This window comes from Acidihalobacter prosperus (genome assembly GCF_000754095.2).
Lineage (GTDB): Bacteria > Pseudomonadota > Gammaproteobacteria > DSM-5130 > Acidihalobacteraceae > Acidihalobacter > Acidihalobacter prosperus.
The window spans coordinates 612851-634406 of record NZ_JQSG02000003.1 but is presented as its reverse complement, the minus strand read 5'-3'; the positions used below and the strand labels follow the sequence as shown (position 1 = coordinate 634406).

Genomic DNA, 21556 nt, shown 5'->3' with positions numbered 1-21556 from the left:
GAGGCGACCGTCACAAGCGGAGAGCATGGTAATATACGCCGCTTTCCGGACTGGACCCGTTTGCCGTGACCCGATTCGCCGCCTTCCGCGCGCTCCGCCCTGCGGGGCATCCGGCATGATGCCGGCCATTCCCGCCTTCGAGAGCGCCCGCGTCCTGGTCGTCGGCGACCTGATGTTGGACCGCTACTGGCACGGCGAAACCTCGCGCATCTCGCCCGAGGCGCCGGTGCCGGTGGTGCACGTCGGCCCGAGCGAGGAGCGCCCAGGCGGCGCGGCCAACGTAGCCCTGAATCTGGCCGCCCTCGGCGCCAGGCCGCTGCTGCTCGGCCTGACCGGCGACGACGAGGCCGCCGACACCCTGGAGGGGCTGCTGGTGCCTGCTGGGGTGTCGTGCCGCTTCGCGCGTCTGCCGACCCATCCGACGGTGACCAAGCTGCGCGTACTCAGCCGTCACCAGCAGCTCATCCGCCTCGACTTCGAGCAGGGCTTCGCGCCGGCCGACGCCGCGCGCATCGCCCAGGACATGGTCGACTGCCTGGACGAGATCGACGTGGTGGTGCTTTCCGACTACGGCAAGGGCACCCTGGCGGCGAGCCGCGAACTCATCGCGCTGGCGCGCGCGCAGGGCAAGCCGGTGGTGGTCGATCCCAAGGGCAGCGATTTCGGGCGCTACCGCGGCGCTTCGGTGATCACCCCCAACCGCAAGGAATTCGAGGCCGTGGTTGGCCGTTGCGTCGACGATGCGCAGCTCTTCGAGCGCGGCCACGCCCTGATCGAACGCGAGCTGCTCGATACCCTGCTGATCACGCGCAGCGAGGAAGGCATGACCCTGCTGCGCGACGGCGAACCCCCGCTCAACCTGCCCACGCTCGCCCGCGAGGTGTTCGACGTCACCGGTGCGGGCGATACCGTGGTCGCGGTACTGGCGGGCGCCCTGGCCTGCGGCCAGGACTGGCCGCAGGCCACAGCGCTTGCCAACCTGGCCGCCGGTCTTGTGGTCGGCAAGCTCGGCACCGCCACGGTCAGCGTCGCCGAGCTGCGCCGCGCCCTGTTCGCGCACGAGGAGTCGGCCTTCGGCGTGGTCGGCGAGGCGCGCCTGCTGGAGGCGGTCGCCGAGGCGCGCGCCCACGGCGAGCGCATCGTGATGACCAACGGCTGTTTCGACATCCTGCACGCCGGCCATGTCGACTATCTCGCCCAGGCCCGGCGCTTGGGCGACCGTCTCATCGTCGCCGTGAACACCGACGATTCGGTGCAGCGACTCAAGGGGCCGGCGCGCCCGGTCAACGCGCTGGAGCACCGCATGGCGGTGCTCGCGGGTCTGGCCGCGGTGGACTGGGTCGTGCCCTTCGACGAGGACACCCCCGAGCGCCTGATCTGCGGCGTGCTGCCGGACGTGCTGGTCAAGGGCGGCGACTACCGCCCCGAGGACGTGGCCGGCTATGGCTGCGTCACCGCTGCCGGAGGGGAGGTGCGCACCATCGACTTCCGTTACGATTGTTCCACCAGCCGCATCATCGACGCCATCCTGCGTGGCCGCGGCGAAGACGCATCGAGGGGTTCCAGCGAATGATCATCGTCACCGGCGGCGCCGGTTTCATCGGCAGCAACATCGTGCAGCGGCTCAACGCGCGCGGCGAAACCGACATCCTGGTCGTCGACGATCTGACGGACGGCACCAAGTTCGTCAATCTCGCCGACCTGCAGATCGCGGACTATCTGGACAAGGACGACTTCATCGTCCGCGTCCGTGCCGGCGAGGACTTCGGCGCCCGCGCGATCTTCCACGAGGGCGCCTGCTCGGCCACCACCGAGTGGGACGGGCGCTTCATGATGGAAAACAACTACGCCTACTCCAAGACGCTGTTGCACTACTGCCTGGATCGCGGCGTGGCGTTTCTCTACGCCTCCTCCGCCTCGGTCTACGGCGCCGGCCCCGACTTCGTCGAGCGCCTCGACTGCGAGCGCCCGCTGAACGTCTACGGCTACTCCAAGTTCCAGTTCGACCAGTATGTGCGCCGGCTGCTGCCCGGGGCGCGCAGCCAGATCGCGGGTTTCCGCTATTTCAACGTCTACGGCCCACGCGAACAGCACAAGGGGTCCATGGCCAGCGTCGCCTTCCACCTCAACAACCAACTGCTCGAAAGCGGCCGTTGCCGGCTGTTCGAGGGCACGGACGGCTACGGCGACGGCGAGCAGAGCCGCGATTTCGTCTATGTCGGCGACTGCGCCGACGTCAATCTCTGGTTCCTGGATCACCCCGACGTGTCCGGTATCTTCAACCTCGGCACCGGCCGCGCGCAGACCTTTAACGACGTCGCGCGCGCGGTGATCGCCTGGCACGGCAAGGGCGACCTGCAGTACATCCCCTTTCCTGACCACCTCAAGGGGCGTTACCAGAGCTATACTCAGGCGGACATCGCGGCCCTGCGGCAGGCCGGCTACGACGCGCCCTTCAAGACCGTCGAGGAAGGTGTGCAGGAATACCTAGCGTGGTTGAATCATAACTAAGGCATCATCATGAAGAATGGCAAATTGGATATTTACAAGAAAAACATTACGTCCGAACACGGTGAAGATGGCATCCTGGAATATTTGCTATCGGTGGTGGGGGAGTCTGTTCCCAAGGTGCTTGTGGAAGTCGGTGCCTGGGATGGTGTTTTTGGTTCCAATACTTACACTCTTTGGAAAGCTCTGGGTTGGAAGGCGGTGCTAATCGAAGGGCAGCCCGATAAATTTCTTCAATTGGAGGAAAATACGAAAGACGCAGTGGGTGTTGTTTGTGTGAATAGATTTATCACCGCCAAGGGCAGAGATAGTTTGGACTCCATTTTTAACGAATTGAGTATGGAACCTGATATTGGGATTATATCCATTGATATCGATTCATTTGATTATTATGTTTGGAAGTATCTGGATTATATAAATCCATCTATTGTTGTGATTGAGCACAATCAGGAGATTCCTCCCTATATTGATTATTTCGATCCTGAGGGGGCTGTTTACTTCAGATGTTCCGCAAAAGCTCTTGAGAGGCTTGGGGGAGAGAAAGGATATAAATTGGTCTCATGTACTACGACAAATTGTATATTTATACAGCAATCGCTATTTGATTCTGCGGTGATGCCCGATCTCCCTGTGGAGGCCTTGTTTGACTATAGTAGGCTGGCTCCTCAGGCAATGTTTTCAGCAATGAATGACAATAAATATCCAGTTTTTACGCGTAAGACGAGTAGTGGTGTACCTGCATTGATTAGATTTTATTACTACTTGGAGTCGATAATAATCAAGAAAAAGAAATACATAAGGCCATCTCGTGAAGTGGCCGAGCATATGAGAAAGCTGGGCTTGGATCCATAGTGAAATGGGCGTTGTCTTCATTTATCTATAAAATCGTTCTTGTTTTGTTTGCCCCCTTCGTGCCGTTGCGCCTGCTCTGGCGCTCGCGGCGCAATCCCGCCTACCGCCGCCGCATCGGCGAGCGCTTCGCGCGTTTCGCGCCGCTGCCCGCACGGCCGCGGCTGTGGGTGCATGCGGTCTCGGTGGGCGAGGTCATCGCGGCGGCGCCGCTGGTGCGCCGGTTGCGGCAGGCCTACCCGGAACATGCCGTGCTGTTGACCTGCACCACGCCCACCGGCTCCGCGCAGATCGCGCGCCTGTTCGGCGATACGGTCGAGCACGTCTACCTGCCCTATGATCTGCCGCACGTGGTCGCGCGCTTTCTCGACCGCACCCGCCCGCATCTCGCGCTGATCATGGAGACCGAGCTGTGGCCCAACCTGTTCGCGGCCTGTGCCGGGCGCGACATCCCGCTGATGGTGGCGAACGCCCGTCTGTCCGAACGCTCCGCCGCCGGCTATGCGCGCCTGCGCGGACTGACGCGTGAAACCCTGGGGCAGGTGACGCTGATCGCCGCCCAGGACACGCAAAGCGCCCGTCGCTTCACGGCCCTCGGCGCGCGTTCGGTGCGCGTGCTCGGCAATCTCAAATACGACCTCGAAGTGCCCGCCGAAATGGTGGCGCGCGGCCGCGCGCTGCGAACGGGTTTCGGCAGGGGGCGTCCGGTGTGGGTGGCCGCCAGCACCCATCCGGGCGAACCTGAGGCCGTGCTGGCGGCTTTCGCGGACGTACGCAAGCGCTTCGCCGACGCGCTGCTGATCCTTGTGCCGCGCCACCCCGAACGCTTTGGAGAGGCCTTTTCGCTGTGCGCGCAGGCGGGATACCGGGTGGCCCGGCGCAGCCTCGGCGAAAGCGGCAGCGCCGACACCGACGTGCTGCTCGGCGACACCCTCGGTGAGTTGCTCATGCTGTATGCGGCAGCCGATGCGGCCTTCGTCGGCGGCAGCCTGGTGCCGACCGGTGGCCACAACCCGCTGGAGCCGGCGTCACTCGGGCTGCCGGTGGTCACCGGTCCGTACCGCGGCAATTTCGAATCGATCTACGAGGCGCTGATCGAGGCCGGCGCGGCCGAGGTGGTCGAGGATGCCGACGCATTGGGCGCGGCCATGACCGCCCTGCTGGGCGATCCGGCACAGCGACGGCAGGCAGGCTCGGCAGGGCATGCGGTAGTGCTGCGCAACCGCGGCGCGCTGGCGCGCACACTGGAAGCGGTGGGCGAGCTGACGGCGCGGGGGGGCCGTCGCGCCACGAGCAGTGTATGATGCCGCACTCCGCCCGGTGGGGTGGATGGGGCGTGATCCGTCCCGCCGATACGTGGTCGGCGAGATCCGAGGTGGCACATGACCGCGGGCGCCGACCTCTGGCAGCATGAGGGGACGCTCGGACCCGACCGAGCCGCTGGGACAATGATAACGGCGCCGCAGGCGTCTGGTGGAGTGTATGGAGCGACAAACGAGTTACACGCGTGAGGACCTGCTGAAGTGCGGGCATGGCGAGCTGTTCGGCCCCGGCAACGCGCAGCTGCCGTTGCCGCCGATGCTGATGTTCGACCGCATCACCCAGATCACCGAAAACGGGGGGCCGCACGGCAAGGGTCAGGTGTTGGCCGAACTCGACATCACCCCGGATCTGTGGTTCTTCGGCTGCCATTTCGAAGGCGACCCGGTGATGCCCGGCTGTCTGGGGCTCGACGCGATGTGGCAGCTCGTCGGCTTCTACCTCGGCTGGTGCGGCGGTCCGGGCCGCGGCCGGGCCCTCGGCGCGGGCGAGGTCAAGTTCACCGGTCAGGTCACCCCGGCGCACCGGCTCGTGAGCTACGAAATCAACATCAAGCGTCTCGTCAAGCGCAAGCTCTACATGGGCGTGGCCGATGCGGTCATGCGCGTGGACGGGCGCGACATCTACGAAGCCCACGACCTGCGCGTCGGGCTGTTCACGTCGACCGAGGGGTTCTAGGTCATGTCCACACGTCGTGTCGTAGTCACCGGCATGGGAGTCGTGTCGAGCATCGGCAACAACTGCGCGGAGGTGCTCGACGCCCTGCGCGAGGGCCGCTCGGGCATCGAGCATTGCGCCGAGTATGCGGATCTCGGCTTCCGTTCCCATATCCACGGCTCGATCAAGCTCGATCCCGACGAACTGATCGACCGCAAGCAGCGCCGCTTCATGGGCGACGGCGCCGCCTTCAACTACATCGCCATGGCCGAGGCCATCGCCAGTTCCGGTCTGGAGGAGCGCGACATCTCCCATCCGCGCACCGGGCTGGTCGTGGGCTCGGGCGGCACCTCGACCGCCAACCTGCTGCTCGCCACCGACACCCTGCGCGAGAAGGGGCTGCGCCGGGTGGGTCCGTACATGGTGACGCGCACCATGTCGAACACCAATGCGGCCTGTCTCGCCACGCCGTTCAAAATCAAGGGCGTGAACTACTCGATCAGCTCCGCCTGCGCCACCAGCGCGCACTGCATCGGCAATGCCGCCGAGCTGATCCAGATGGGCAAGCAGGACATCGTTTTCGCTGGCGGCGGCGAGGAAGTGCACTGGACCATGACCCTGCTGTTCGACGCCATGGGCGCGCTCTCCAGCAAGTACAACGACACTCCGCAAGTCGCCTCGCGGCCCTACGACGCCGCGCGCGACGGCTTCGTGATCTCCGGCGGCGGCGGCGTGCTGGTGATGGAGGAGCTGGAGCACGCCAAGGCGCGCGGCGCGAACATCCTCGCCGAACTGGTCGGCTACGGCGCCACCTCCGACGGCTACGACATGGTCGCGCCCTCGGGCGAGGGCGCGGTGCGCTGCATGCAGCAGGCAATGGCGACCGTCGACGGCCCGATCGACTACATCAACGCGCATGGCACCAGCACGCCGGCCGGCGACCTGCCCGAGCTGCGCGCGATGAGCGAGGCCTTCAAGGGCGAGGTACCCGCGGTCAGCTCCACCAAGTCGATCACCGGCCATGCGCTGGGTGCGGCCGGCGTGAACGAGGCGATCTATTCGCTGTTGATGATGCAGCACGATTTCATCGCCGCGTCCGCCAATATCGACGAGCTGGACCCGGCGGCGGAGGGCATTCCGATCGTGCGCGAACGGCGCGACGGCGTGCGCCTGAACCGCGTGATGTCGAACAGCTTCGGCTTCGGCGGCACCAACGCCACCCTGGTGTTCCAGCGCTACGAGGGTTGAACCGGGCTGCGTGCGCGCCGCCGCATCGGCGCGGTGCGCACGCTAGCGGATCAGGGCGGATACGGCCTTGAACTGCGGGTGGGCGGCATCGCCCAGCCATTCGAACACCACCGATTCGGTGTTGGTCACGACCACCCCCGCCTGTCTCAGCCGCGCGAGCGCATTGGCCGCATTGGCCGGATCGCGCGAACACACCGCGTCCTCGACCACGAACACCTGGCGTCCAAGTTCGGCCAGTTCCAGCGCTGTCTGCAGCACGCAGACATGGGCCTCGATGCCGGCGATCACGGCCTGGCGGCGGTCCTCGGTCTGCAGTTGCCACCAGTAGTCCGGCACGCCGCAGCAGGAGAAACGGGTCTTCTCCACCACCGGCGTGCGTGCCGGCAGGCGTTCGGAAAGGCTGGCGTCGGTCGTGCCGAGCCCGCGCGGGTACTGCTCGCTGAGCAGGGCGGGGATTTCCAGCAGCGTCGCCGCCTCCAGCAGGATGCCGGTGTTGCGCAGGACGCGCGCGCGGTCGCCTTCGGGCATGGCGCCGAGCAGGCGCGTCTGCAGGTCGATCAGCAGCAGCCGGCTGTTGCCGGCGCGGCACAGGGGCGTGGTTTCGGTCATGCGCGGCCGTTTCCCTTGCGCGGCGCCGACAATCCTAGAGGATGAAGACCTGCTGCTTGCTCAGGCCGCGAAGCGGCTTGACCCCGGTCTCGAACAGCGTGTGTCGCGTGCAGCTGGTTTCGTCCATGCGCGTGATCAGCATGGCGCGCATGACCGGCGCCTCGCCGACGATGGCGAACAGCCGCCCGCCCACCGCAAGACGCTGCTCGAAGGGCGCCAGCTGCGCCGCCTCGGGCAGGGAGCCGGTAACGGCGATCGCGTCGTAGCGGTCGCGCAGGCCCCAGCCCTGCGCGGCGTCGCCCACGCGCAGGGTGGCGTTGTTGAGTTCGAGCGCCCTGAGCCGCGCCTGCGCGGCGTGCTTGAAATCGGGCTCGATGTCCACGCTGTCGACCTGCGCGGCGAGGCAGGCGAGGCAGGCGGTGAGATAGCCGCTGCCGGTGCCGATCTCCAGCGCCACCTCGTTGTCGCGCGGCGCCAGCGCCTGCAGCGCGCGGGCAACGATCTTGGGCTGCAGCATGAACTCGCCGTGACCGAGCGGCACATCGAGGTCGGCGTAGGCGAGGCCCGCGTAGGCGTCGCCGACGAACTGCTCGCGCGGCAGACGGCCCACCACTTCCAGCACGCGCTGATCCAGAACGTCCCAGGGGCGGATCTGCTGTTCGACCATGATGAAGCGGAGTTGTGCGTAGTCCACGGTATCCATAGCCTCGGCGGCGGAAAGGGCGATCGTCATCGTTCGGTGCCTGCGGTAACCACAAAGAATCCGAAGATTACGGGGAGAAGGCGGTGCGGGCAAGCCCGGGGTGCTACGCTTGGCTGGAATCGGAAACGGCGGAGGGCGTGCATGTTCGAGGCAGCGGAACTGGGCCGCAAGGTCGACAAGGCGGCCTTCGCCGCCGCCATGCCGGAGCTGCGGCTGGGCCTGCTGGAGGCGCAGCGGCGCGCGCGCGAGGCCGGCGTGCCGGTGGTGATCCTGATTGCCGGCGTGTCCGGTGCGGGCAAGGGGCAGGTGGTCAACCGTCTGCTCGAATGGCTGGATTCGCGCGGCGTGCAGGTACAGGCCTACTGGGACGAGACCGACGAGGAGCTGCAGCGTCCGCGCTGGTGGCGCTATTGGCGCACCCTGCCGCCCGCCGGCAGCGTCGGCGTGTTGTTCGGCGCCTGGTATACGCCGGTGCTGCTCGACCAGATCGCCGGCCGCGCCGACGCGCAAGCCCTGGCCGCCGAGATCACGCGCATCGTCGACACGGAACGGACGTTGGTGCGCGCCGGCGTGCTGGTGCTCAAGTTCTGGTGCCATCTGCCCGAGAAGGAGCAGGCCAAGCGCATCAAGGAGCGCCGCAAGGACCCCGAGAGCCACTGGCGCATGGCCCCCGAGACCGTGCGTTACGCCAATCATTACAAGGATTTCGTGCGCGTCGGCACGCAGGTGCTGCGCGAGACCGACACCGGTGACGCGCCCTGGTACCTGATCGAGGCCACCGACCGCCGCTACCGCGACCTGACCATCGGCCGGACCCTGCTCAAGGCCCTGCAGGCGCGGCTCGACGCCCCGCCGGCGCCCGAACACCTGCAGACCTCGCATGCGCCGGTCTTGCCGGATGCGCCGAGCGCGCGCGTCACCGTGCTCGACCACGTGGACCTCGACTCGCGCCTCGAACGCGACGATTACCGCCAGGAGATGGACCACTGGCAGGCCGAGGTGAACCGCCTGACCTGGAAGGCCTTCCGCGCACGCCGACCCTGCGTGGCCCTGTTCGAGGGCTGGGACGCGGCGGGCAAGGGCGGCGCCATCCGCCGGCTGATCCAGTCCATGGACGCGCGCCTGTACACCGTCGTGCCCATCGCCGCGCCGACCGACGAGGAGCGTGCGCATCACTATCTGTGGCGCTTCTGGCGCCATATCCCGCGCGACGGCTACTGCGCCCTGTTCGACCGCAGCTGGTATGGCCGCGTGCTGGTCGAGCGGGTCGAGGGCTTCGCCGCCCCGGTCGAGTGGGCGCGTGCGTACCATGAAATCAACGACTTCGAGGCCCAGCTCGCCGAGCATGGCGTCGTCATCACCAAGTTCTGGCTGCACATCGACAAGGAAGAGCAGTTGCAGCGCTTCAAGGCGCGCGAGCAGACGCCCTACAAGCAGCACAAGATCACCCCCGACGACTGGCGCAACCGCGACCGCTGGGACGACTACAAGGCCGCCGTCAACGAGATGGTGGTGCGCACCAGCACCGAATACGCGCCCTGGGAGATCGTCCCGGCCAACGACAAGCACCTCGCCCGCGTCACCGTGCTCAAGACCTTCGCGCGGCGGCTCAAGGACGCGCTGGACGACTAGCGGCGCCGCTTGCATTGCCCGCGGCTCTTCTATAGTTTCCGTACCGTTACACGAAGCTAGGGGTGCCCAGAGCGCATCGACCGCGTGCCGGGCTGAGACAGACCCTTGGAACCTGAACCGGATAATCCCGGCGGAGGGAAGCTTCGGAGCGCCGCACGCGGTCCTTCCGACTCGCCCGCCCTTCGCCGCACGACGAGGAAGCACACGATGAGCGCGATTCCCCAGGGCTTTGTCGAGAAGACCAGCAAACTCTCCGAAGAAGTCACCCGCCCGTTCCCCAATTCGCGCAAGGTCTACGTGCAGGGCTCGCGCGCGGATCTGCGCGTCGGCCTGCGCGAGGTCGAGCAGACCCCGACGCACGCCGACGGCGGCGTGGAGGAGAATCCGCCGATCCCGGTCTACGACACCTCCGGCCCCTACACCGATCCCGATGCGCGCATCGACCTGATGAAGGGCCTCGCGCCGCTGCGTGCGCCCTGGATCGCCGAGCGCGGCGACACCGTGCAGCTCGACGGCCCGACCTCCGAGTTCGGGCGCCGCCGGCAGGACGACGCCGCCCTCGCCAGCCTGCGCTTCGAGCACATCCGCGCGCCGCGCCGCGCCGCGCCCGGCCGCAACGTCACCCAGATGCACTACGCCCGCTTGGGGCAAGTCACGCCCGAAATGGAGTACGTCGCCCTGCGCGAGAACGTGAAGCTGCAGGCCCTGCGCGCCGACCCGCGCTACGCCAAGCTGCTGCGCCAGCACCCCGGCGAGTCCTTCGGCGCCAGCCTGCCGGACGAGATCACGCCCGAGTTCGTGCGCGACGAGGTCGCCCGCGGCCGCGCCATCATCCCCGCCAACATCAACCACCCCGAGCTGGAGCCGATGATCATCGGGCGCAACTTCCGGGTGAAGGTGAACACCAACATCGGCAACTCCGCCGTCACCTCCTCCATCGAGGAAGAGGTCGAGAAGATGGTGTGGTCCGCGCGCTGGGGCGGCGATACGCTGATGGACCTGTCCACCGGCAAGAACATCCACGAAACCCGCGAGTGGATCCTGCGCAACGCGCCCATGCCCATCGGCACCGTGCCGATCTACCAGGCGCTGGAAAAAGTCGACGGCAAGCCCGAGGCGCTGACCTGGGAGCTGTTCCGCGACACCCTGATCGAGCAGGCCGAGCAGGGCGTGGACTACTTCACCATCCACGCCGGCGTGCGCCTGCAGTACGTCCCGCTCACCGCCGACCGCGTCACCGGCATCGTCTCGCGCGGCGGTTCGATCATGGCGAAGTGGTGCCTGGCCCATCACCAGGAAAACTTCCTCTACACCCACTTCGAAGACATCTGCGAGATCATGAAGGCCTACGACGTGTCCTTCTCGCTGGGCGACGGCCTGCGCCCCGGCTGCCTCGCGGACGCCAACGACCGCGCCCAGTTCGCCGAGCTGGAAACCCTCGGCGAACTGACCAAGCTCGCCTGGGCGCACGACGTGCAGGTGATGATCGAAGGCCCCGGTCACGTGCCGCTGCAGAAGGTCAAGGAGAACGTCGACAAGGAACTGGCCGACTGCTACGAGGCGCCGTTCTATACCCTCGGGCCGCTGGTCACCGACATCGCCCCCGGCTACGACCACATCACCTCCGGCATCGGAGCGGCCAACATCGGCTGGTACGGCACCGCCATGCTCTGCTACGTCACGCCCAAGGAGCATCTCGGTCTGCCCAACAAGCAGGACGTGCGCGACGGCATCATCACCTACAAGATCGCCGCCCACGCCGCCGATGTCGCCAAGGGCTTCCCCGGCGCACAGCTGCGCGACAACGCTCTGTCCAAGGCCCGCTTCGAGTTCCGCTGGGAAGACCAGTTCAACCTCGGCCTCGACCCCGAAAAGGCCCGCGAATTCCACGACGCCACCCTGCCCAAGCAGGCCCACAAGGTCGCGCACTTCTGCTCCATGTGCGGCCCGAACTTCTGTTCCATGAAAATCACTCAAGACGTCCGAGAGTTCGCTGCTAGGCAAGGCCTGAGTGAAGCCGAGGCAATCGAGAAAGGCATGCAGGAGAAAGCGATCGAGTTCGTGAAGACCGGAGCCGAGATATACAAGGCGGTGTGATCAGCCCGTCCCGAGCTTGAAATATGAAGGGGGCATTGCCCCCTTCTTTTTCGCTCTATGCATACGCCAATGGCGTATAATCCACCAATGGAAATCGTCGAAACCAGTGTATTCACCAGGCAGATCACATCCTTGGTCGACGATGAGGGTTACGCTGAACTACAGCACGCATTGATACGACGCCCCGATCTCGGCGATCTGATTCCCGGCAGCGGTGGGCTGCGCAAGGTGCGCTGGGCTCAACGCGGTCGAGGCAAGCGCGGTGGCATTCGGGTGATTTATTACTGGTATGACCCCGAACACATGATTTATATGCTTCTGGCCTATGCCAAGAACGAGCAGGAAAACCTGATGCAGGATCAGATCAAGGTGCTGCGCAAACTGATAGAAGAGGAATTCGGACGTGGATAAGGCATTGTTTGACGAACTGGCTGAGAGTTTGAAGGAGGCTGGGAAAATCCACCGCGGAGATCAGGCGCCGTCACGCAGATTTGCGTTCGATGCATTGGACGTGAAAGCGATCCGCGAACGCACTGGTCTTTCGCAGGGACGCTTTGCGCTTCTCATGGGCGTCAGCGTCAGGACGCTGCAGAACTGGGAACAGGGAAGGCGGCAACCCCAAGGGCCGGCGGAGTCGTTGCTGAGGATTGTGAAGAATGATCCGCAGGGGGCGATGAAGGCGTTGCATGGTTAGGGTTGATCTGGATTGCACCAGCAATGAAAAATACAATCTATCTGTATGTTAATAACTAGTAGAAAAGCTCAATGAATATGACCAATCAAGAGTTGAATGTTTTAGATGTGACTAGAAGACGGCTAGTAGATGATCAGATAGTAGTATTAGATTGTGTTTGGAAAGTATTCAGAAGGACTGGGAAAGGAACGCTTGATAAGAAAATGTATAGCATTCTAAAAAGACCAGACGCGAGAGTATATATAGAGGAATTTGGAAAAGGTGTTCTAATACAAATGTATGAGGATGGTCGTTCGGTATATCGGCCTACCTTTCTGGGGGCGCTAGCATGTTCAGAAGGAGGTCGCCTGGAAGAGTTGATGAAAAGATACATTACCTTTGCCGCAAAAAATTTTGATGATTATCCGGATATTGAGGTAATTTCATCTGGAAATATTGGTAGTGAATGCAATTTATCCGAAGATGAACTTGTTGACATATGTGCGTTGCTGGATCTCGCCGGCTGGTGGGCGGGAGGGGTTCGTGGGGCATCAAATTGGAGTGCCCAAATTCCAGACCAGATAGAGAAAGTTGCTTATGGGGGAAATGTCGAAGATTTCTTCTATGAGTTCATACATGAGCGATCTGCGATTTTTTTGGAAGTTGAAGAGGCGAAGCGAGGTTTGGGATTTGGTGTTTTTTCACCAGAAGATGAAGATTTGCCGTTAAACCAAGGTGGTCGGGGTGGCGACACTGATTTGGCGATTGATTTTGGATTTATAGAGGATGTCGGATTGCGGCGCCAGTTGGAGGCGGACTGGGGTGAGTTGATAAGTATTCGCCAAGTCCATGCATGGAAGGCTTGCGTGATTTTGTGTGGCTCCATCTTGGAAGGGGTGTTGCTAGATATCCTACGGCGCAAAAGTTTTGCGCAATTAAAGGAGTCTTTTGTTGCTACCAATAAGATAAAATATAGTGCAAATGTGGAAGAGTGGAGCCTATCGAGATTGGTTGATTTTGCATTAGATGTTGGGTTGTTAAGAGATGACCATCATGATCTCATGGGCGTAGTCGGGGGTTTTAGAAACCTTGTTCACCCCGGAAGACAATACAGAAATAATAGGCAAATAGGCGTTGAAGATGCTGATGTTTCTTTTTCCGTGATTAAATACTGCATTCGTGATGTTTCGCGCAGTTTGCAGAGGTTCCTAGAATAGTGCTCACGTAGGATTAAGTGTCCCTTATTATCTTGCTCTTCGCGAAGATTATTTCGAGAATCTGAACTATGTGGTTCCAATATTGACTCGTAATTTTCTCGGCCAGATTTGTTCAGGGTGTTCGGGTGAGGCAAGACGTAAAAAGGGAATCAATATCTATGCGAATCGCTACACCTCTGTGACACGCTTTGCTTGTGTCTTAATCTTTCCCTTTGTCGCCTTGCCTCGCGGGGAAGCTTCTGGACGGAGCCGGCCCGGAGGACTCGGGCCGAGCAGCCTGCGCCCGGACGGCGCTTGGCTGCGACCCCGGCCAGACGGATTCACGCGAGGTTGCCCGTAGGGTCAAGGCGATCCGGGGCGAATTTCTTTGGTGACTTTCTTTGTTCGTGCAAAGAAAGTCACTCGCACGCCCGCACTCAAATCGAATAAAGCGCGCAGATGGTCATGGCGTGTGAATCGATTCCGCTTGCTCTTGCAAATGACCAGAACGTTCATTTGGGTTGGGTGTTTCAATTAAACCTTGTCTGGCTTTGTGGTTAGTCACGAACCATGTGTCGAGATAACCGGCGGGCCTCATCAGGCGTAATTGCAGACTCTCGATTCTCCAACGCTTGGGCATCAGCCTTGCGTATGTATCTCGGGTAATGCCTGCAGATAATCGATCGCGTCATGGCCACAATCACCGCCAATCGATTCAACCAGGAGTTCCGCCCCTTGTCCGGCCGCCGCGATGGGCCCGAATGGGCCGGCGATGCAGCTCAAGCCGACAAAACTCAGCTCGCCCTCTTCTCCGACCCTGTTCGCATAGACGACATGGATGCCGTTTTCGATGGCTCGGGTGGGAATCATCAGCTTGGGAACATTGTCGTGCGGCGCCATCAGCGCGGTCGGCACGAGCGCGATCTCGGCATGTTGCAATGCGGTTTCGCGGAGCAGCTCGGGGAACTCGATATCGAAGCAGATCAGGATGCCAAAGCGAATGCCCTTGTAGTCGAACAATACGGGGCCATTCCCGCGTTTGAAGACGCTTTTCTCCCAGTCGCCGTACAGGGCGCGTTTGCGGTAAGTGATCGGACGGGATGCACCGGGCGCGAAAAAATGCGCCGCGTTGAAGATGCCTTCGGGCGACTTTTCATACGAGCCGACGACGAGCGCGACGCCCGTCCGCCGCGCCACCTCCGCGATGGCCCCCAACACGTCGTCCGTCACCTCGCCGGCAACCGTGCGCACCCTCTCCGGCGCCTGGTAATAACCGGTCAGGAAGCATTCGGGGAAAACCAGCACTTCCACGTTCTTCTCGCGGGCCTGTTCCGCCGCCGTGCCGATGATGACCAGATTCCGCTCGACCGAGCCGGTGATGCCGTTGTCCTGCCAGATGCCGACGGTGATCATGTTTACGCCTATCAGTTGTTCACGCGTTCCGTGCCCGACAATCGCGGAGGATCGCCGAACATCGTTATTCGGGGTGAGGTCTAGCTTTGAAACATTGTGTCAACGAGATGCGGATGTCAGGGGCTTGCGATCCGATAATGTCCCTTGCCGGCATAACGTACCGCCTCAATCGCCGTTATTAAACATCTGCGCACGGTTTCGGGCGCGAATCAGCTTCCTTGGCTTTGAACTGATTCAGGGATGCGCCGAGCAACGGGGTTCGCACGCCCGCACCAAAACAAGTTTAGAAATACGATGCTCAGGCGTGTGAAACCATGCGGCCATTTTGCTATCGCCTGACCAGTAGCCGTCTAAAAACGTTGGTAGCGATTAGCACGCAATCCCCGAAGGTGTGATGTGTAGCGACGCGCCAAACAAATAAACACGCACAAGCACCGCGTCACTCACTCCTCGTCAGACTCATCCCGCCTATTCTCTGACTGGGCAAGCAGCCTGGGCGCGACATACAGCAGCACGACGGCCCCGACGATGACAATGCCAAGCAGTATCAGAAAGCCGTAGCCGTCGTTCATCGATCCTCCTGTTGTTCGTCAATGATAGCCCCGTCATCGGCAGCGGGAAAAGATGTTGTGGCGTCGGGCGGCAGCGCCATCGTCAGGCTCTGGATGAAGCTTGCCACGAATTATCGAACCGTCGACGGGGCAACAATCGTGCGGCAGGTATTGGTTGACGGGTCGGTGCCGTTGATCACGCACAGTCCTCGACCGGCGACGATCTGCGACAAGGCTGGCTGGCCCGATTCGGCGAGACCGCTTCCCGTTGGGGGCGGCCTCTGGCCGCTGCGCGGCGCTGCGGGTCATGACGATATCCGTGGCGGTCATTTTATGCGCGGTTATTCGCTGCCGAATTTTGTGAAGCCAATGCAAGTCGGCAGGCGAGGGCGGAATGTGCTTCAAAAAACCGTACACCGTGTAAAGCAGGCGTTACAACGTGCGTGCAGCCCGTGTTAATTCAAGGTTTTGGAAGCGACATGGGTCGCGCGACTGTGCCGGGTGTTAGCATGGCGTTACAGTTTCGAGGCGCGCTCAAACGCGATAAAAATACAAATAAACAAATATAAACAATGACTTGAGATTGTTGGCACAGTGGTTGCTTTTGTACAGGTGAACTGCTTTCGATTGTCCAGGCAATACGGGCCGAAGTTTAAAAAATTGCAGGCAATCGGGTTCACCCACACCGGCCGTTGCGGCTCGGTCATTGACTTGAAGGGGATATATCATGGATATGAAGAAAACTCAGTTGGCAGTCGCGATCGCCGCCCTTGTTGCCTCGCCTCTGGCGCTGGCGGAAAACGGCGGACCGAAGGGCGACCCGTTGCACGAGCATTACAACGTCAGCGTGAACAACAGCGTGAGCGCGTCGTCGGATGTGAATTCGCAGGCTGAATCGAGCTCGATGACGCACAGCCATCTCGACGCTTACGGCTCGGTGAGTCTGGACGGTTCCGCGATGGCGGTTGTCGATGACAAGCAGATCAACAGCGGCAGCATGGTGACCAATACCCATCACCAGAACAACGCCCGCATCGGCGACGAAGCCGCCAAGAACGTGAGCGGCAACATCGCGATCAACAATGCCGCCGGCGACAACAACATGCAGGACAACGCCGCGGCGATTTCCGCCCTGGATGCGTCCTTCGTGTTCGGTTCGGCCAATGCGCGCACGGTCGCGTTGCAGAAGAACTCGGGCAACGAGACCATCAACAGCGGCAACGTGAACAACGCCAGCATGTCCGGTTCCGCGCTGCAGAATGCCAAGGGCAATATCGCGGCCAACGTCGCGGCCGGCACCAGCAACCTGCAGAAGAACAACATGTCCATCTCGGTGGCCAATGCGCGCGTCTCGGAGGCCAACGTGGCCTCGGTGCAGCGTAGCGGCGGCAACATGACCATGAATGCCGGTCGTCTCGACGTGTACGAGGATACGACTTCCGTCACCCTCAACGGCGGCATGGGCGGTGGGTATGCCGGTATCCAGGGCGGCGTCTATCGCGGCACGGAATCCGGTCGCTACAGCGGCACCTACAACGGCACCACCTCCTCCACGTCCACGGGCACGGCCGATCAGTACGGCAATGTCTACCTCGACGTGTGGGCCAAGGATTCGACCAACACGAATCCGGCAACCCAGCATCCCACCGATGGCGGCCTGATCGGTCACATCGATGTGGATAGCAGTGCGCAGGGGGCCAAGGATCTGAACGGCGACGGCGGCGCTTTCGCATTCAAGACCAAGAGCACCTCGACGGGCACCGAGTCCGGCAGCGAGCGCGGCAGCTATTCCGGCAGCGAGCGCGGTCAGTGGGGTGGCATCGAGATGGGCGCCATCGGCCTCGAAGGCACCTTCACCGGCAACGTGACCACCACGCGCCTGGTGTACACGCCTACCGCGAACAACGCGACGCTGGCTGGCGGCACGCTCAAGAACGCGAGCGGCAATATCGGGGTGAACGTGGCTGCGGGCACCGGCAACCTGCAGAACAACAGCATGGCGCTGGCCGCGACCTACCCGGGTGCGGCACCCACGCCGGTTCCGGGCCCTGGCCCGGGCGAATGACGGATAGGGTTTGACCGTCACGTCTTCGGGACGCGGTAGTCTCGATTTGACCCGGCTGCGCAGGCAGCCGGGTCTTTTTTTGGACCGGGGGACGATCGGTGCGAGTGTTGGCCGCGTCAGCAATGGACGCCATCGAAAGCCACGAAATGTAAAAGGTGTATCGCAAGGTTTACATATTCGCGCCGCCCCGAGACGCAGGCGCCATGCAGGTTCGGCGCGCTTGAGGAATTTATTGCCATCGACGGCTTTACAGTCAAAGCGTTCCGCAGACACCGGAATGATTTGTTTGTCATTTAAATCAATATCTTATGATTTGGCGCGCAACTTGCAAATAATATGGGTGTGAAGATGGACGGGTGGATGCGCCATGAAGCTGAAAATACGGAACATGAGCTCTGGAGTTCTCTGTCGCACTGTTCTCGTACTGAGTTTTGCGCTTGCGGCAGGGATGCAAACGGCAGCTGCCGATGCATTGAATCCGGCCGATCCGGTCGGCATGGGCCTGAATGCCCCGCTCAGCGATGGCGTGCTGAGTGGTGTGCGCGGGCGTGGCGCGGAGACGGATCTCAAGGTAGGCAACCAGGTGGCCGTGGTGCTTTGGGACGAGCTCAACAAGCAGGGTACCCGCGGCGGCAACAACGGGCAGCTGACGCAGGATCGTGGCAGCAACAATCATCAGGTGAATTCCATTCTGATTTCGCGACAGTAACGACGACCATGTGCCGTCGATCGCGAAAGGAATATCGAGCAGGAGAAAAACCCATGCGTGCGCAGATGAAGTGGATGTTGCTGATGGTGCCGTTGGCGGCATGGGCATCCCCCACGCTAGCGGACCCGGCAACCGCAGCCTGGAGCAACAGCAGCCTGATTCAAAGCGAGGCCATGAGCGATTTTCGCGGCGTGGTGGGCGTCAATGTCGCGGCGGGTGTCGACAATGCCCAGATCAATGCCACGTCGATTGCCTTGGGCGCCGAACGCGGCAGGGGGATCGCAAAAAATCAGATTCGACAGGAATTGAATGTCGAGATGCCAGCACTGCCCTATGAAGGCGACAGCAAGATAGAAGGGAGTGCGTTTACCCATTCGCATGGCGTGATTTCCGTCAACCAGGCCAGTGGCGTGGGCAACGCGCAAGCCAATGGTGTGGCCATTTCGGTGGGCGTCGGCGTCGAGTCACTATCCGAAAACGAGCTTGCGCAAACAGTCACCGTGGCGCGGCAGGGCAATGTCGCGACGGCGGCAACGCAGGGGCCGCGTAGCGCGATTGTCGATGAACGCGCATTCGGAGGCGCGCGCGGAGTCGTGCAGCTCAACCAGTCGGCCGGTGTCGGCAATGCGACTGCGAACGGGTTCTCGCTGAATATCAGCAACCCGCAATAATCCGACGGAATCAGACGGATGACATCGAACATGCCCATAGCGCCACAAAGCCGGAAACGCCTGTTCGCGAGTTTGTGTCCGCTGGTCATGGCGGGTGCGGTGACGGTAGCCATGCCGGTTGCGTCGCCGGCGGCCAATATCGGCTTTGCGGGTGTGCTGCCCGGCGGGAGCGGGCTTTATCACAAGCCCGTGGTCAGTCTCAAGGAAGCGAAGTACAACGGCCTGATACGCCAGCATACGGATTTCAGCTGCGGGGCCGCCGCGCTTGCGACCATCCTTAAATATGCCTATGGGCAGCCGGTCAGTGAAGCGGATGTTCTCAAGGGGCTTTTCACGGTTTCGGATGAAAGCATGGTCAGGCAGCGCGGTTTTTCATTGCTCGACATCAAGCGTTACGTCGGCAGCCTGGGCTACCGCGGACGCGGATACCGAATTCCATTGCCGGCGCTGGAACACGTCAGGATACCGACATTGATTCTGCTCGATATCAACGGCTACCAGGCTGTTGAAAAAGTCCTGTAAACCCGGAAGATTGGTTTTGTATTGTTGAGTGAGGGTTGTGGCCGATGCGCGGTGCCGACATACATCAGGATGGGCTGTTCAGCACGGTCAGCCCGGAGCAACGGGTGCCGAAGGACCATCCTCTGCGCCCGATCCGGCGGATGGTCGATCAAGCGCTCAAAGAACTCGACGCTGACTTCGATGCGCTGTATGCCCATATGGGCCGTGACTCGATCCCGCCGGAGAAGCTGCTGCGCGCGCAACTGTTGATGGCGTTCTACACCATCCGCAGCGAACGCCTGTTGGTCGAACAGATCGACTACAACCTGCTGTTTCGCTGGTTTGTGGGCTTTTCCATGGACGATCCGGTCTGGCACCACTCCACGTTTACCAAGAACCGTGACCGCCTGCTTGCAGGCGATGTGGCCCGCACCTTCTTCGCCCGGGTGCTGGATCAGGCCCGTGCGGCCGATCTGCTGTCTAGCGAACACTTCAGCGTCGATGGCACGTTGATCGAAGCGCTGGCCTCGCACAAGAGCTACCGGCCCCGGGACGAGGACGCGCCGCCGAGCGGTGGCGGGCGCAATCCCACGGTGGACTTTCGCGGGCAGAAGCGGTGTCGGGAAACGCACGTCTCCAGGACCGACCCGGATGCCTTGCTGTATCGCAAGAGCGAAGGCACGACCGCCAAGCTCAGCTACCTCGGACACCTGCTGATGGAAAACCGCCACGGCCTGATCGTCGAGTCGCAGACGAGCCAGGCCACCGGCACGGCCGAGCGCGAGGCCGGTGTCGAGCTTGTCGACGCGCTCGGCGGGAGCCACCGGATCACGCTGGGCGCGGACAAGAACTATGACACGCAAGGCTTTGTGGCGGCGATGCGTGGACGAAACGTCACGCCGCATGTGGCTCAGAACACGGCCGGGCGCCGCTCGGCCATCGACGGGCGCACCATCGGCCATCCCGGTTACCGAACCAGCCTGACGATCCGCAAGCGGATCGAAGAATGCTTCGGTTGGCTCAAGACCATTGCGGGTCTGCGCAAAAGTCGGTTTGTCGGACGCGAGAAACTGGATTTCCAGTTTGTGCTCAGCGCGGCGGCCTACAACCTGGTGCGGATGCGCAATCTGGGACTGGCAGCATGTTGAAGGCACACATCAAGGGATCGGTGCGCCCAGAGATCGGGATTTGGGCTGTTTTCGGGAAAAATCAGGCCCCAGATCCGAAGGGGCACGTCGCCAATGGACCCTGATCAACATGATAACCGCTAAATCGGGGGAATTTTCAACAGCCTGTTAGTGGCGTGTGCGGCTCGATACTTCCGAGGGGGGCCAGAGGACGCTGAGTAGGTATTGGTTCATTCATCTCGGAGCCCACAGTTGGTCATGCGCGCTGAAATGACGCCGAACGCCCGCCTTCAGCCGCGAATTTGGCGACGCGAAGCGGCGACAAATACGTCGGCTGGAAGGCATGGTTGGGCCATAGCTGGCACGACATTACTGATTTCTACTTTCATGCTTCTCCTTGATCTGCGGTGCGTCGCTCATAAACCATTCAATCATTTCCCAGCGGTCAAGTGAGCTGGAGGCGTTGCCCATGCTTTTTCTGATCTCGAGCAGAAGTGTCCCCATCAAAGCGAGCCAATCCTGTGTCTTCTCATCAATGGGTCTCAAATCTTGTTCTGTGTGATAAAAGAACTGCATCAATGCGTTGTATGCACGCACCACCGTATCGTTTGCGACCAGAGACAGTTTGAAGCCAACTTGCCGGTACTCCACTGACAGCATTTTTGCGATGGCAAGGTCGTTTTTGTTTTTGTTCTTGAACTTCGGATCCAGTGAGAAAGCAGCTTCGCTTGTGAACAAGAGAAAGAAGGGATCCAGGATTGCGTTGTAAGTTACGATTCTGTCCTCCCGCAATTTGTCCTCAAGCTCGCGAATCCGTGACGCCTGGGCATCTTGCTTCGCCTGAGATGACTCGATTCGGTTCTTGATGATCCACGCAAGCCCGCCTAGTCCCGCTAGGAGAAAGGGCGTCGCGAGCGACGCTATTGAGCTAATCGTTTCTAACGTCGTCATTCTTAGGCCCAACGGCCGGCATGTGGGGCTGGCAACCGCAGAGCGAAGCGGCGCGGTTGACAGTCCCACACGATGC

General features: G+C 61.7%; 21 protein-coding genes and 1 riboswitch. Of the genes, 16 read left to right on the top strand and 5 right to left on the bottom strand.

What is annotated here, in order from left to right:
- Positions 1 to 115: 115 nt before the first annotated feature.
- The 6 genes from hldE (at position 116) to fabB (ending at position 6582) form a co-directional block, all read left to right on the top strand.
- Entirely contained in the window at positions 116 to 1573 is a 1458-nt protein-coding gene (hldE, locus tag THPRO_RS09685) for a bifunctional D-glycero-beta-D-manno-heptose-7-phosphate kinase/D-glycero-beta-D-manno-heptose 1-phosphate adenylyltransferase HldE (RefSeq protein ID WP_038093708.1), read from the top strand.
- On the top strand, positions 1570 to 2511 hold the full coding sequence (gene rfaD / locus THPRO_RS09680) for an ADP-glyceromanno-heptose 6-epimerase (RefSeq protein WP_038093711.1): 942 nt from the start codon (positions 1570 to 1572) through the stop codon (positions 2509 to 2511). Before hldE ends, rfaD begins: the two co-directional genes overlap by 4 nt.
- 9 nt (positions 2512 to 2520) lie before the next feature.
- The gene (locus THPRO_RS09675; RefSeq protein ID WP_052064713.1) at positions 2521 to 3360 is read left to right on the top strand and encodes a hypothetical protein; all 840 of its coding nucleotides are present in this window, start codon (positions 2521 to 2523) and stop codon (positions 3358 to 3360) included.
- Positions 3360 to 4661: a lipid IV(A) 3-deoxy-D-manno-octulosonic acid transferase gene (gene waaA, locus THPRO_RS09670; protein WP_330219985.1), complete on the top strand. Its 1302-nt coding sequence runs from the start codon at positions 3360 to 3362 to the stop codon at positions 4659 to 4661. The genes THPRO_RS09675 and waaA overlap by 1 nt, the downstream gene beginning before the upstream one ends.
- A 178-nt stretch (positions 4662 to 4839) precedes the next feature.
- Entirely contained in the window at positions 4840 to 5355 is a 516-nt protein-coding gene (gene fabA, locus THPRO_RS09665) for a 3-hydroxyacyl-[acyl-carrier-protein] dehydratase FabA (RefSeq protein ID WP_038093714.1), read from the top strand.
- A 3-nt stretch (positions 5356 to 5358) separates the two neighbouring features.
- Positions 5359 to 6582, top strand: coding sequence for a beta-ketoacyl-ACP synthase I (fabB, locus tag THPRO_RS09660; protein ID WP_065089557.1), 1224 nt, complete (start codon positions 5359 to 5361; stop codon positions 6580 to 6582).
- Between the two features lie 42 nt (positions 6583 to 6624).
- Here fabB and THPRO_RS09655 read toward each other — a convergent pair whose 3' ends face one another.
- Positions 6625 to 7191 carry an isochorismatase family protein gene (locus THPRO_RS09655; protein WP_052064714.1) on the bottom strand — a complete coding sequence of 189 codons (567 nt, stop codon included), beginning with the start codon at positions 7189 to 7191 and terminating at the stop codon, positions 6625 to 6627.
- A gap of 34 nt (positions 7192 to 7225) precedes the next feature.
- Complete coding sequence (locus THPRO_RS09650) at positions 7226 to 7885, bottom strand: protein-L-isoaspartate O-methyltransferase family protein (RefSeq protein ID WP_038093748.1); 660 nt, start codon at positions 7883 to 7885, stop codon at positions 7226 to 7228.
- Between the two features lie 150 nt (positions 7886 to 8035).
- On the opposite strand from THPRO_RS09650, the gene pap reads away from it, so the two are divergent.
- The 5 genes from pap (at position 8036) to THPRO_RS16685 (ending at position 13513) form a co-directional block, all read left to right on the top strand.
- On the top strand, positions 8036 to 9526 hold the full coding sequence (gene pap, locus THPRO_RS09645) for a polyphosphate:AMP phosphotransferase (RefSeq protein ID WP_038093716.1): 1491 nt from the start codon (positions 8036 to 8038) through the stop codon (positions 9524 to 9526).
- A gap of 48 nt (positions 9527 to 9574) precedes the next feature.
- Positions 9575 to 9682, top strand: a riboswitch (TPP riboswitch).
- 51 nt (positions 9683 to 9733) lie between these two features.
- Positions 9734 to 11623 (top strand): phosphomethylpyrimidine synthase ThiC, encoded by a 1890-nt coding sequence (thiC, locus tag THPRO_RS09640; RefSeq protein ID WP_038093718.1) that lies wholly within the window; start codon positions 9734 to 9736, stop codon positions 11621 to 11623.
- Positions 11624 to 11710: 87 nt separating this feature from the next.
- Complete coding sequence (locus THPRO_RS09635; protein WP_065089556.1) at positions 11711 to 12034, top strand: type II toxin-antitoxin system RelE/ParE family toxin; 324 nt, start codon at positions 11711 to 11713, stop codon at positions 12032 to 12034.
- Positions 12027 to 12317: a NadS family protein gene (nadS, locus tag THPRO_RS09630; RefSeq protein ID WP_038093720.1), complete on the top strand. Its 291-nt coding sequence runs from the start codon at positions 12027 to 12029 to the stop codon at positions 12315 to 12317. Before THPRO_RS09635 ends, nadS begins: the two co-directional genes overlap by 8 nt.
- Before the next feature lie 71 nt (positions 12318 to 12388).
- Positions 12389 to 13513: a hypothetical protein gene (locus THPRO_RS16685; protein ID WP_145930791.1), complete on the top strand. Its 1125-nt coding sequence runs from the start codon at positions 12389 to 12391 to the stop codon at positions 13511 to 13513.
- A gap of 618 nt (positions 13514 to 14131) precedes the next feature.
- Here the strand turns inward: THPRO_RS16685 and THPRO_RS09625 are convergent.
- On the bottom strand, positions 14132 to 14905 hold the full coding sequence (locus tag THPRO_RS09625) for a nitrilase-related carbon-nitrogen hydrolase (RefSeq protein WP_052064715.1): 774 nt from the start codon (positions 14903 to 14905) through the stop codon (positions 14132 to 14134).
- Between the two features lie 443 nt (positions 14906 to 15348).
- Positions 15349 to 15477: a hypothetical protein gene (locus THPRO_RS17390; protein ID WP_269085367.1), complete on the bottom strand. Its 129-nt coding sequence runs from the start codon at positions 15475 to 15477 to the stop codon at positions 15349 to 15351.
- A 706-nt stretch (positions 15478 to 16183) separates the two neighbouring features.
- Here THPRO_RS17390 and THPRO_RS17280 point away from each other — a divergent pair.
- The 5 genes from THPRO_RS17280 (at position 16184) to THPRO_RS09600 (ending at position 20550) form a co-directional block, all read left to right on the top strand.
- Complete coding sequence (locus THPRO_RS17280) at positions 16184 to 17521, top strand: hypothetical protein (RefSeq protein ID WP_052064716.1); 1338 nt, start codon at positions 16184 to 16186, stop codon at positions 17519 to 17521.
- A 367-nt stretch (positions 17522 to 17888) separates the two neighbouring features.
- Positions 17889 to 18230: a hypothetical protein gene (locus THPRO_RS09615; protein ID WP_145930790.1), complete on the top strand. Its 342-nt coding sequence runs from the start codon at positions 17889 to 17891 to the stop codon at positions 18228 to 18230.
- Positions 18231 to 18283: 53 nt separating this feature from the next.
- Positions 18284 to 18901: a hypothetical protein gene (locus tag THPRO_RS09610; RefSeq protein ID WP_065089555.1), complete on the top strand. Its 618-nt coding sequence runs from the start codon at positions 18284 to 18286 to the stop codon at positions 18899 to 18901.
- A 30-nt stretch (positions 18902 to 18931) separates the two neighbouring features.
- A complete protein-coding gene (locus THPRO_RS09605; RefSeq protein WP_065089554.1) occupies positions 18932 to 19423 on the top strand; it encodes a C39 family peptidase in 492 nt (163 codons plus the stop codon).
- 44 nt (positions 19424 to 19467) lie between these two features.
- A complete protein-coding gene (locus THPRO_RS09600) occupies positions 19468 to 20550 on the top strand; it encodes an IS5 family transposase (protein ID WP_038094256.1) in 1083 nt (360 codons plus the stop codon).
- 348 nt (positions 20551 to 20898) lie between these two features.
- On the opposite strand, the gene THPRO_RS09595 is transcribed toward THPRO_RS09600, so the two are convergent.
- Positions 20899 to 21480 (bottom strand): hypothetical protein, encoded by a 582-nt coding sequence (locus THPRO_RS09595; RefSeq protein ID WP_038087728.1) that lies wholly within the window; start codon positions 21478 to 21480, stop codon positions 20899 to 20901.
- Positions 21481 to 21556 lie beyond the last annotated feature (76 nt).

Coding starts and splice junctions, on each gene's coding strand:
- THPRO_RS09675 (WP_052064713.1), top strand. CDS start 2,521: ATGAAGAATGGCAAATTGGATATTTACAAGAAAAACATTACGTCCGAA.
- THPRO_RS09610 (WP_065089555.1), top strand. CDS start 18,284: ATGCGTGCGCAGATGAAGTGGATGTTGCTGATGGTGCCGTTGGCGGCA.
- THPRO_RS09655 (WP_052064714.1), bottom strand. CDS start 7,191: ATGACCGAAACCACGCCCCTGTGCCGCGCCGGCAACAGCCGGCTGCTG.
- rfaD (WP_038093711.1), top strand. CDS start 1,570: ATGATCATCGTCACCGGCGGCGCCGGTTTCATCGGCAGCAACATCGTG.
- THPRO_RS17390 (WP_269085367.1), bottom strand. CDS start 15,477: ATGAACGACGGCTACGGCTTTCTGATACTGCTTGGCATTGTCATCGTC.
- thiC (WP_038093718.1), top strand. CDS start 9,734: ATGAGCGCGATTCCCCAGGGCTTTGTCGAGAAGACCAGCAAACTCTCC.
- fabA (WP_038093714.1), top strand. CDS start 4,840: ATGGAGCGACAAACGAGTTACACGCGTGAGGACCTGCTGAAGTGCGGG.
- fabB (WP_065089557.1), top strand. CDS start 5,359: ATGTCCACACGTCGTGTCGTAGTCACCGGCATGGGAGTCGTGTCGAGC.
- THPRO_RS09615 (WP_145930790.1), top strand. CDS start 17,889: ATGAAGCTGAAAATACGGAACATGAGCTCTGGAGTTCTCTGTCGCACT.
- THPRO_RS09595 (WP_038087728.1), bottom strand. CDS start 21,480: ATGACGACGTTAGAAACGATTAGCTCAATAGCGTCGCTCGCGACGCCC.
- THPRO_RS16685 (WP_145930791.1), top strand. CDS start 12,389: ATGAATATGACCAATCAAGAGTTGAATGTTTTAGATGTGACTAGAAGA.
- hldE (WP_038093708.1), top strand. CDS start 116: ATGATGCCGGCCATTCCCGCCTTCGAGAGCGCCCGCGTCCTGGTCGTC.
- pap (WP_038093716.1), top strand. CDS start 8,036: ATGTTCGAGGCAGCGGAACTGGGCCGCAAGGTCGACAAGGCGGCCTTC.
- THPRO_RS09605 (WP_065089554.1), top strand. CDS start 18,932: ATGCCCATAGCGCCACAAAGCCGGAAACGCCTGTTCGCGAGTTTGTGT.
- THPRO_RS09625 (WP_052064715.1), bottom strand. CDS start 14,905: ATGATCACCGTCGGCATCTGGCAGGACAACGGCATCACCGGCTCGGTC.
- THPRO_RS17280 (WP_052064716.1), top strand. CDS start 16,184: ATGGATATGAAGAAAACTCAGTTGGCAGTCGCGATCGCCGCCCTTGTT.
- THPRO_RS09600 (WP_038094256.1), top strand. CDS start 19,468: ATGCGCGGTGCCGACATACATCAGGATGGGCTGTTCAGCACGGTCAGC.
- THPRO_RS09635 (WP_065089556.1), top strand. CDS start 11,711: ATGGAAATCGTCGAAACCAGTGTATTCACCAGGCAGATCACATCCTTG.